Below are 8256 nucleotides of genomic sequence, written 5' to 3' on the forward strand. Positions count from 1 at the left end.
GCCCGCCCAGGGGGACCTGCCGCCGATGGACCCCCTGCCGGGGCCGATGCCCTCGCGGATCGTGGAGACGCCCACGGGTCCGGTACGCGTGCCGTACGACCCGCTGACCAGCCCGTCGGGCGGCCATTCGATGCCGTACGAGGGGCTGACGAGCCCGTCGGGCAGCCACAGGACCGACCAGCTGTCGCCGCCACCCGGCGGGTTCGACGCGTTCGGCAGTTCCTCGGGCGGCCAGCCTTTCGGCGGGCCATCGGGGCCGCACCGGATCGCCAGGGATCTCGACGACGACTCCGGCCCGCAGCCCGCGCCGATCCTGCCGCTGGGCGCGGACAGCCGCACGTCCTCCGCCGCCACGCCGTGGCCGCTGGCCTCGGCCGACGACCTGCGCGAGCAGTCGCGCGACCTGTCCCGCGACATCAGCAACAACCGCCTTCTCACGCTGCCCAGCGCGGCGCCGCGCACGGGCAAGAGCAGGCGCAGGCCCGACGAGAACGACGGCCTGTGGACGCGCGGCGGGCGTCCGACGCCGCTCATGATCGTCAGCACACTTGTGGGGATCGCCGTGGTCGTCGGCGCGGTGATGGTCATCCTGTCGGGCGGGTCGGCATCCCCGGTGGCGCCCGTCACCCAGGCCGCGACCTCCTCGCCCGCCACAACTCAGCACGGCGAGCCCTCCGTGATACCCGCGGGCTACACGGAGCACGGCACGGACGGGTTCACCGCCGCCGTGCCCGAGGGCTGGAAGCCGGCGACGTCGGGCGGTGTGACCACGTTCAGCGGGCCGAAGGACTCCGGCATCCGGGTCACGGTGCAGAAGGCCGCTCCGCAGGCCGACGGCGGGCTGGCCGCGCTGGGCAAGCAGGAGGCCAAGGGCGGCGTGGAGGGCTACATCCAGGTGCAGCTCCAGGCCGCCGAATACCGCGGCTGGCGGGCCGCCGACTGGGAATACACCTACACCACGTCCAACGGCGTCCCCATGCACGCGCTGACCAGGTACGTCACGGTCGACGACAACAACGCCTTCAAGATCACGTTCGACATGCCCGAGCTCAAGTGGGACGACCAGGCGGAGACCCGCACGGTGTTCCTGGACACGTTCCAGCGGGCCGGCTGACATATTGCACTGCTCGTTCCAAAACATGCTAACGTGCGGAGCATGGGGCGACCGAGGAAGTTCGAGGAGGACCGCGCCATCGAGGCGGCCATGCGCGCGTTCTGGAGCGCAGGCTACGAGGCCACCTCGACGCAGGAACTGTGCGCAGCCACCGGGCTCGGCCGCAGCAGCATCTACAACACCTTCGCGAGCAAGCATGACCTGTTCGAGAAGGCACTCCGCCACTACATGGAACAGCGCAACGCCGCGCTCGCCGAGCTGCTGGAGACCGGCCTGCCGCTCAAGGAGAAGATCAGGACCGTGCTGTGGTGGGCCGTCGACCCCGACCCCGGCGAGCCGCCCGGCTGCCTGGTGGTCAACTCGATGACGGAGCTCGCCCCGCACGACCCGGAGATCGCCGAGCTACTGCGGCGCGACAACGAGAGGCGGCGGGAATTGCTGCGGGCCGCCATCGAGACCGGCCGCGCCCGGGGCGAGATCGACCCGGGCAAGGACCCGCTCGCCCTGGCGCACTTCGTCTTCGCCGCCGTCAGCGGCCTGCGCGTGGCCGCCAGGGGCGGGACGGACCGGGACGGGCTCGAGTCGATCGCGAAAACCGCGCTGGGCGTCTTCTGACTTTTTCGCGCCCTCATTTTGAACTGATCAATCTAAAAGGAGTGATGTCATGCCGTTGGCGGTCTACATACTCGGACTTGCGATCTTCGCTCAGGGCACCTCTGAGCTCATGCTGGCCGGGCTGGTGCCCGAGATGGCGGCCGACCTGCACGTGTCCGTCCCCGACGCGGGACTGCTGATCTCGGCGTTCGCTCTGGGGATGCTGGTGGGGGCTCCGGTGCTGGCCGTCGCCACGTTGCGCTGGCCCCGGCGTACGGCGCTGCTGACGTTCATGGCGGCCTTCGTCCTGTCGCACGTCGTGGGCGCCCTGACGTCGAGCTACGGCATGCTGTTCGCCACCCGCGTCGCCGGCGCCTTCGTGTACGCCGGATTCTGGGCCGTGGCGGCGAGCACCGCGGTCGGCCTGGTGCCCGCCAACGCCCGAGGCAAGGCGATGAGCGTGCTCGCCGGCGGGCTGACGGTCGCCACCATCATCGGGCTGTCCCTGGGCACGGTCATCGGCCAGCATCTCGGCTGGCGGGCGGCGTTCTGGGCGGTCGCGGGGCTGACGGTGCTGGCCGGCCTGGGCGTGCTCGCCACCATCCCCGGCGGCCGCCCCTCCGGTGGCGTGCCGCGCGTCTCCGCCGAGTTGCGCTCCATGGCCGGCGCCCGGCTCTGGCTCTCGTACGGCACGACCGCGCTGACCACGGGAGCCCTCCTGGCCTCCTTCAGCTACCTGAGCGTGATGCTGGTCGACACCACGGGCCTGGAAGCGAACTGGGTGCCCGCCGTCCTGGCGCTCTACGGCGTCGGCTCGCTGATCGGGATCACCATCGGCGGCAGGATCGCCGACGCCCGGCCGTTCCAGACCCTGTACGTCGGCGTGACCGGCCTCGTCGTCACCTCGGTCGCGCTGGCCCTGGGCGCGTCCGTCGCCGTGCCGGCCATCGCGCTGATCTTCCTGCTCGGCGCGTTCGGCTTCGGCACCAACCCCGCGCTGAACACCCGCGTCTTCGCGCTGGCCAAGGACGCCCCCACGCTGGCCGCCGCGGTGAACGTCTCCTCCTTCAACGTCGGCATCACCGTCGGCCCCTGGCTCGGCGGGCTGGCCATCGACGCGGGCCTCGGCTACCCGTCCGTCGCCTGGATCGGCGCCGCCATCGGCGTGCTCTCCCTCGCCACCGTGGCCCTTTCCGCGGCCCTGCACCGCTCCACGACCACGGCGACCAGTGCGGTACTTTCTCGCCCATGAAGCTGGCGAGCATCCACTTTTACCCCGTCAAGTCCACTGCCGGACATGAGGTCCGCGAGGTCGAGGTGCAGCCGTGGGGGCTGGCCGGGGACCGCCGCTACCTCGTCACCGACGAGCGCGGCGGCGTCCTCACCGCCCGCGAGGAGCCCCGGCTGCTGGCCTGCGTCGCCCGGCTCGACGGCGACCGGCTCACGCTGACCGGCCCGCACGCCGCCCCTTTGCTGGTCACGCCGACCGAGGCGATGTCCACGGTCACCGTGGGGCGCACTCCCGTGGAGCTCACCGACTGCGGCGACGACGCGGCGCGATGGCTGTCCGGGCTGGTGGGGCGGCCGGTCAGGCTCAAGTGGCTCGACGACCCGACCCGCCGCCCGGTCAATCCCGAGTACGGGCGGCCGGACGACCGCGTGAGCCTGGCTGACGGCTACCCGCTGCTGCTCACGTCCAGCGCCTCGCTCGCACAGCTCAACGACTGGATCGCGGAGACCGCGCTGGAACGTGGCGAGGAGACGCCCAAGCCGCTGCCCATGCACCGGTTCCGGCCGAACGTGGTGATCGACGGGGTAGGCACGGCGTTCGCCGAGGACAAGTGGGAGCGGGTACGCATCGGCGCGGTCGACTTCCGGGTCAGCAAGGGATGCGACCGGTGCGTGCTGACCACGATCGACACGGCCACGTACACGAAGGGCAAGGAGCCCATCCGGACGCTCTCCCGGCATCGCAGGTGGGACGGGAAGGTGTGGTTCGGCATCAACCTGATCCCGGACGCGCCCGGCCTCATCGCTCAGGGTGATTCAGTCACCGTTCTCTGAAATATCGTCCTTTGGGGTGATGTGGGGGCTATGCGAGACTTCACAAGTGACCAGTGCCCCTACAAAACCCACTGTCTCGTCCTCTGACCGAATACACATCGTCCAGCGCCGTACCCTGGCCGTCCTGTCGGCGACCCAGATCGTGGGCGGCGTGGGGGTCGCGGTCGGGCTCGCGCTCAGCTCGGTGGTCGTCGACGAGTTGTCGGGGTCCACGGTGATCAGCGGCTTCGCGGGTACGGCCACCGTGCTCGGCGCGGCGCTGCTGGCCCTGCCGACGGCCAAGGCGGCGGGCGCCGGGGGCCGCCGGGCGGGCTTGTCGGTGGCGTACGCGGCGGCGCTGGTGGGCTGCGTGATCTCGGTTCTGGCGATCAGCCTGCGTACGTGGCCGCTGCTGCTGGCGGGACTGGTGCTGGTGGGCGGCGGGAGCGCGGGCAGCCTGGCGGCGCGTTACTCGGCGACGGACCTGGCGCCGCAGGGCCGCTCGGCCAGGCACCTGTCGCTGGTCGTCTGGGCCTCCACGGTCGGCTCCGTCGCCGGTCCGAACCTGGCCCTACCCGCCGACGAGATCGGCAGGCGGCTGGGGCTGGTGGAGAAGGCGGGGCCGTTCGCGTTCGCGGCGCTGGCGTTCGCGCTGGCCATGGTCGTCATCTTCGTCTTCCTGCGCCCGGATCCGCTCAAGCTGGCCCGCTCCCTGATCGACACCCCGGGCACCGACCGCGCCCCCAGAGGGACGATCCGCACCGCCTGGCAGACACTCCGCACCACCCCGATCGCCCGCCGAGCCCTGGTCATGATCGCGGTCAGCCACACGGCGATGGTGTCGGTGATGTCCATGACCCCCGTCAAGCTGCATCACGACGGCTCGAACCTGGACGTCATCGGCCTCGTGATCAGCCTGCACATCGCGGGCATGTACGTGCTGTCGCCGGTGGTGGGCTGGCTGGCCGACAAGGCGGGCAAGGTGCCTGTCCTGGTGCTCGGCATGGCCCTCCTGCTGACCGCCGCCACCCTCGCCGGCACGTCGGGGCACCGGGTGTGGCAGGTGACGGCCGCGCTGGTGCTGCTGGGACTCGGCTGGTCCTGCGGTCTGGTGGCGGGCTCCGCCCTGGTCACGGAGTCCGTCCCGCTCGACCGCCGCCCGGCCGTCCAGGGACTGTCGGACGTGCTGATGAATGTCTGCGGCGCCACGGGCACGATCGTCGCCGGCGCCATCGTGGGCGTGCTCGGCTACGGGGTGCTCGGCTTGGTCGTGGGCGTCATGGTCACCCTCGCGGGCGTCTGGCTCACCGCCACCTGGCGCGCCACCGACCGTTCCTAGAGACTGAGCAGGAGTTGCTCAGCCGTGCGCCCCGAACGGTGTTGGGCACACTGGTCTCCCGCGTTCTCGCCACGGTCCGGCGGCATGCATCCTGTGCGTGATCCGGTGTCCGAGGGGCGGGTTTCCTCACGCCCTCGTGCTCCCGGTCGGGCCTGGGCGGTCCGATGCCACTGCTCATCGCTCTGGTGAGCAGGGGGCGGTGCCGTCCGTCGCCGGATCGGATGCCCGAGGGCGCGTCGCCCGATCGCGATGCTCGCCGCATCGTGACGGGTGGTCTGACGCGTCTTGCCGGTCAGCGGGGCCTGCCAGTGCTGGGCGCCCCACTTGGAGGTGTAGGCCGGATCCACGGCGACGATCGCGATGCCGGCCGCGCCCGTCATGGACGTCAGCCGGGCGCGCAGCTTGGCGGTGGGCAGGCCGGATACGAGCTGCCGGAACCGCTTGCGGCGGCCGTACTTCTCCCGGGTCTTCTCCGCCTGAAAGTCCAGATCCTCGATGGCGATGGCCCGCACGCCGCAGGACTTGGCCCAAGCCAGCAGCCCCGTCAGGGCGTGGCGCACCTGGGCGTCGCGGTGATCGGCGGTGCCGGACAGGTCATATCTGAAGCGGCGCGGGCTGCCGATTGGGTTGCCGTGCACATCCAGCCGCCAGGCGGCCAGGTGATCGGCGTTGGTGTCGACGCCGATCACCCCTTGGGCGAGAGCCGCTTGTAGCGGGATGGCCAGTGCGGGCGAGGTTTGCCAGGAGGCGGTCAGGTACCAGCGGTCGCGGTCGGGGTCCAGATGAATGCGGTAGGCCACCGCCCGGTCAGCGTGCACGCGATCGGCCCACTCTGCGCGACGGTGCGCGAACCGTACCCGAGCGGACAGCACGTATCGGCAGTGCGGCGCGTTGGCCAGGTGCGCCAGCGGCGCGGGCAGCCTGATCGACACCTCCCCGTCGGGGGTGACGCGGATCGTCTCATTGCCGTATCGCTTGCCGGCCTCCCCATCGGCCTGCAGGAACCAGCGAGCGGCATCCCACCGCGCCCGCCATATGCGCTCATCGAGGTGGGCGGCTTGGAGGTTGTGCCGGTTTCTGACCAGGCGTTTGCCGCCCCGCACGATGCGTACCCGCCCGGCCCGCCCTTGGTGCCCTTCTGGCCCAAGGGCAATGACAGCCGGTGCGCGATCGTGGAGATCCCGGCCTCAAGAGCCTGGAGGTGGGCCAGCTCGCCGCGCCGGGCCAGCGCCCACTGATCATGACTGGCTTTGGTGATCGCTCCCGCCCACCGCGCCGACGACTCCGCGGTCAGCTCCCGCTTACGAGCCGCCCACCGATCAGCGCCGTGCCCCAGCCCGTCATGGCAACGCACCGCAAGATCCTTCGACGCCAAAGCGCCCAGATGCGCCCCGACCAGCCGCAGCACCGCCTCATCCTGGCCCCTCAGCCCTTTGAGACGATCACGGATCGCCACCCCGCAGGCAGCAGCGGCGACGTACGGCGCCGCGATCGGCCGCAACTCAGCCACGCCCACCACCCCGCAGCACTGGATACGCGCAGCCCAGCGCCGGGCGGCAAGCACCTGACGAAGTCACCACACGCCGATCGCCAGCACACCGGTGCGCCCACATAACGCCCCGCCCACCTCCCAGCCTTTACCGAACGTGACCACAAGACTACCCACATTTGACCCTGCCGGATAGAACATTCGAGCGATACACAAACCCTCGCCTGTCCATACGGCCGCGAACGTCACGCCGGCCAGCCCCACCCGCACTCGCGCTGCATCGTAGGTCACAACCCAAACGCTGATATCGACCCCCTGCAACCTCGTGCCCCCACGCGTACACCACGTCGGCCGCGAGCCTTGCGCTGTCGCACCCCACGTTGGGACCGCTCGCCCATGCACACACTGCCAGGGCGTCGAGGGCGCACGTCCCAAGGCTCTTCGCAAAGGCGCTCCTCACAAGGCGCGCGGTGGTAAGCATCCCTGGACGCGTGTGGCCCCGCCGCGGCCCGACTGACCGGCGGGTCCGGTGGCGAGCCCCGCGCCCACCGACGGGGACCCGTCACTTCGCGTCGGCGTAAGACGAGACCGCCACGGCCTCCATCGGGAAGCGCACCGGCGTCGCCCCGAACAGGAGCCGGGTGGCCTCCGACGCGGCCGACGAGACGGCGGCGATCACCTCCTCCGCCTGCGAGATCGGGCAGTGCACCATCACCTCGTCATGCTGGAAGAACACCAGCCGGGCCGGCTCGGGCAGCAGCCCGCGCAGCACCGCCATCAGCGCCAGGGCCCACTCGGCCGCGGTGCCCTGCACCACGAAGTTGCGCGTGAACCGCCCCCGGTCGCGAGCCGCCCGGCCGCCCTCGGGCCCCGACACCAGTTCCTTCCACCGGGGCGAGGGAGGCGGGCTGGTGCGCCCGAGCCACGAGCGCACCAGCCGCCCCTCCTCCCCCGCCTTGGCCGCGTCCTCCACGAACTGGTACGCCTTGGGGAAGCGCTGCCGCATCACCGCCAGCAGCTTGGGCGCGTCGCCGCTGGTCCCGCCGTACATGGCGGACAGCATGGCGATCTTGGCGTTGGCCCGCTCGCCTCCGAACGACTGCGCCAGCGCCGAATACAGGTCGATCTCCCCGGCGGCCCGGGCCAGCCCCACGTCGCCGGCCATCGCGGCGAGCACCCGCGGCTCGAGCTGGGCGGCGTCGGCGACGACCAGCACCCACCCCTCGTCGGCCACCACCACCCGCCGCATCACCTTCGGAATCTGCAGCGCCCCGCCGCCACTGGTCGCCCACCGCCCGGACACCACGCCGCCCACCACGTATTCGGGCCGGAACCGCCCACCCCGCACCCACTGGTCGGCCCACGTCCACCCGTGGAAGCTGAACAGCCGGGCCAGCTCCTTGTAAGCCAGCAGCGGCGCCACGGCGGGGTGGTCGATCTGCTTGAGCTCCCACGACCGGGTGGTCTTCACCGCCGTCCCGGCCCCCTTGAACGCCTTGACGAGCTGCTGCACCGAGTCGGGGTTGACCGGATGGCCGAAGGCCGCGGCGACCTCGTCGGCCAGCGCCTGGAGCTTGGCCGGGCGCATGCCGTGCACGGGGCGCGGCCCCAGCAGGTGGGTCAGGAGGGCGTCGTGCACGTCGCGCCGCCACCGCATGCCGGCGAGGGACAACTCTG

7 protein-coding genes are annotated in these 8256 nt (G+C 71.4%); 5 read left to right on the forward strand and 2 right to left on the reverse strand.

Annotation, left to right across the window (positions count from 1 at the left end; genetic code table 11):
* From AB0J09_RS48045 to AB0J09_RS48065, 5 genes are all read left to right on the forward strand, one after another.
* Positions 1 to 1114, forward strand: a 1114-nt coding sequence (locus AB0J09_RS48045; RefSeq protein ID WP_360707194.1) for a hypothetical protein, incomplete at its 5' end; no start/stop codon positions are given.
* A gap of 42 nt (positions 1115 to 1156) precedes the next feature.
* A complete protein-coding gene (locus AB0J09_RS48050; RefSeq protein ID WP_360707197.1) occupies positions 1157 to 1729 on the forward strand; it encodes a TetR/AcrR family transcriptional regulator in 573 nt (190 codons plus the stop codon).
* Between the two features lie 49 nt (positions 1730 to 1778).
* On the forward strand, positions 1779 to 2960 hold the full coding sequence (locus tag AB0J09_RS48055) for a Cmx/CmrA family chloramphenicol efflux MFS transporter (protein ID WP_360707200.1): 1182 nt from the start codon (positions 1779 to 1781) through the stop codon (positions 2958 to 2960).
* Positions 2957 to 3772, forward strand: coding sequence for an MOSC N-terminal beta barrel domain-containing protein (locus AB0J09_RS48060; protein ID WP_360707203.1), 816 nt, complete (start codon positions 2957 to 2959; stop codon positions 3770 to 3772). The genes AB0J09_RS48055 and AB0J09_RS48060 overlap by 4 nt, the downstream gene beginning before the upstream one ends.
* 46 nt (positions 3773 to 3818) lie before the next feature.
* Complete coding sequence (locus tag AB0J09_RS48065) at positions 3819 to 5090, forward strand: MFS transporter (RefSeq protein WP_360707206.1); 1272 nt, start codon at positions 3819 to 3821, stop codon at positions 5088 to 5090.
* Here the strand turns inward: AB0J09_RS48065 and AB0J09_RS48070 are convergent.
* The gene (locus AB0J09_RS48070; protein WP_360707209.1) at positions 5087 to 6193 is read right to left on the reverse strand and encodes a hypothetical protein; all 1107 of its coding nucleotides are present in this window, start codon (positions 6191 to 6193) and stop codon (positions 5087 to 5089) included. The two genes, AB0J09_RS48065 and AB0J09_RS48070, sit on opposite strands and share 4 nt — an antisense overlap.
* Positions 6194 to 7141: 948 nt before the next feature.
* A partial coding sequence (locus AB0J09_RS48075) for a bifunctional 3'-5' exonuclease/DNA polymerase (RefSeq protein ID WP_360707212.1) occupies positions 7142 to 8256 on the reverse strand: 1115 nt, incomplete at its 5' end.

The organism is Nonomuraea sp. NPDC049784 (assembly GCF_040659615.1).
In the GTDB taxonomy this organism is placed as follows: Bacteria; Actinomycetota; Actinomycetes; order Streptosporangiales; family Streptosporangiaceae; genus Nonomuraea.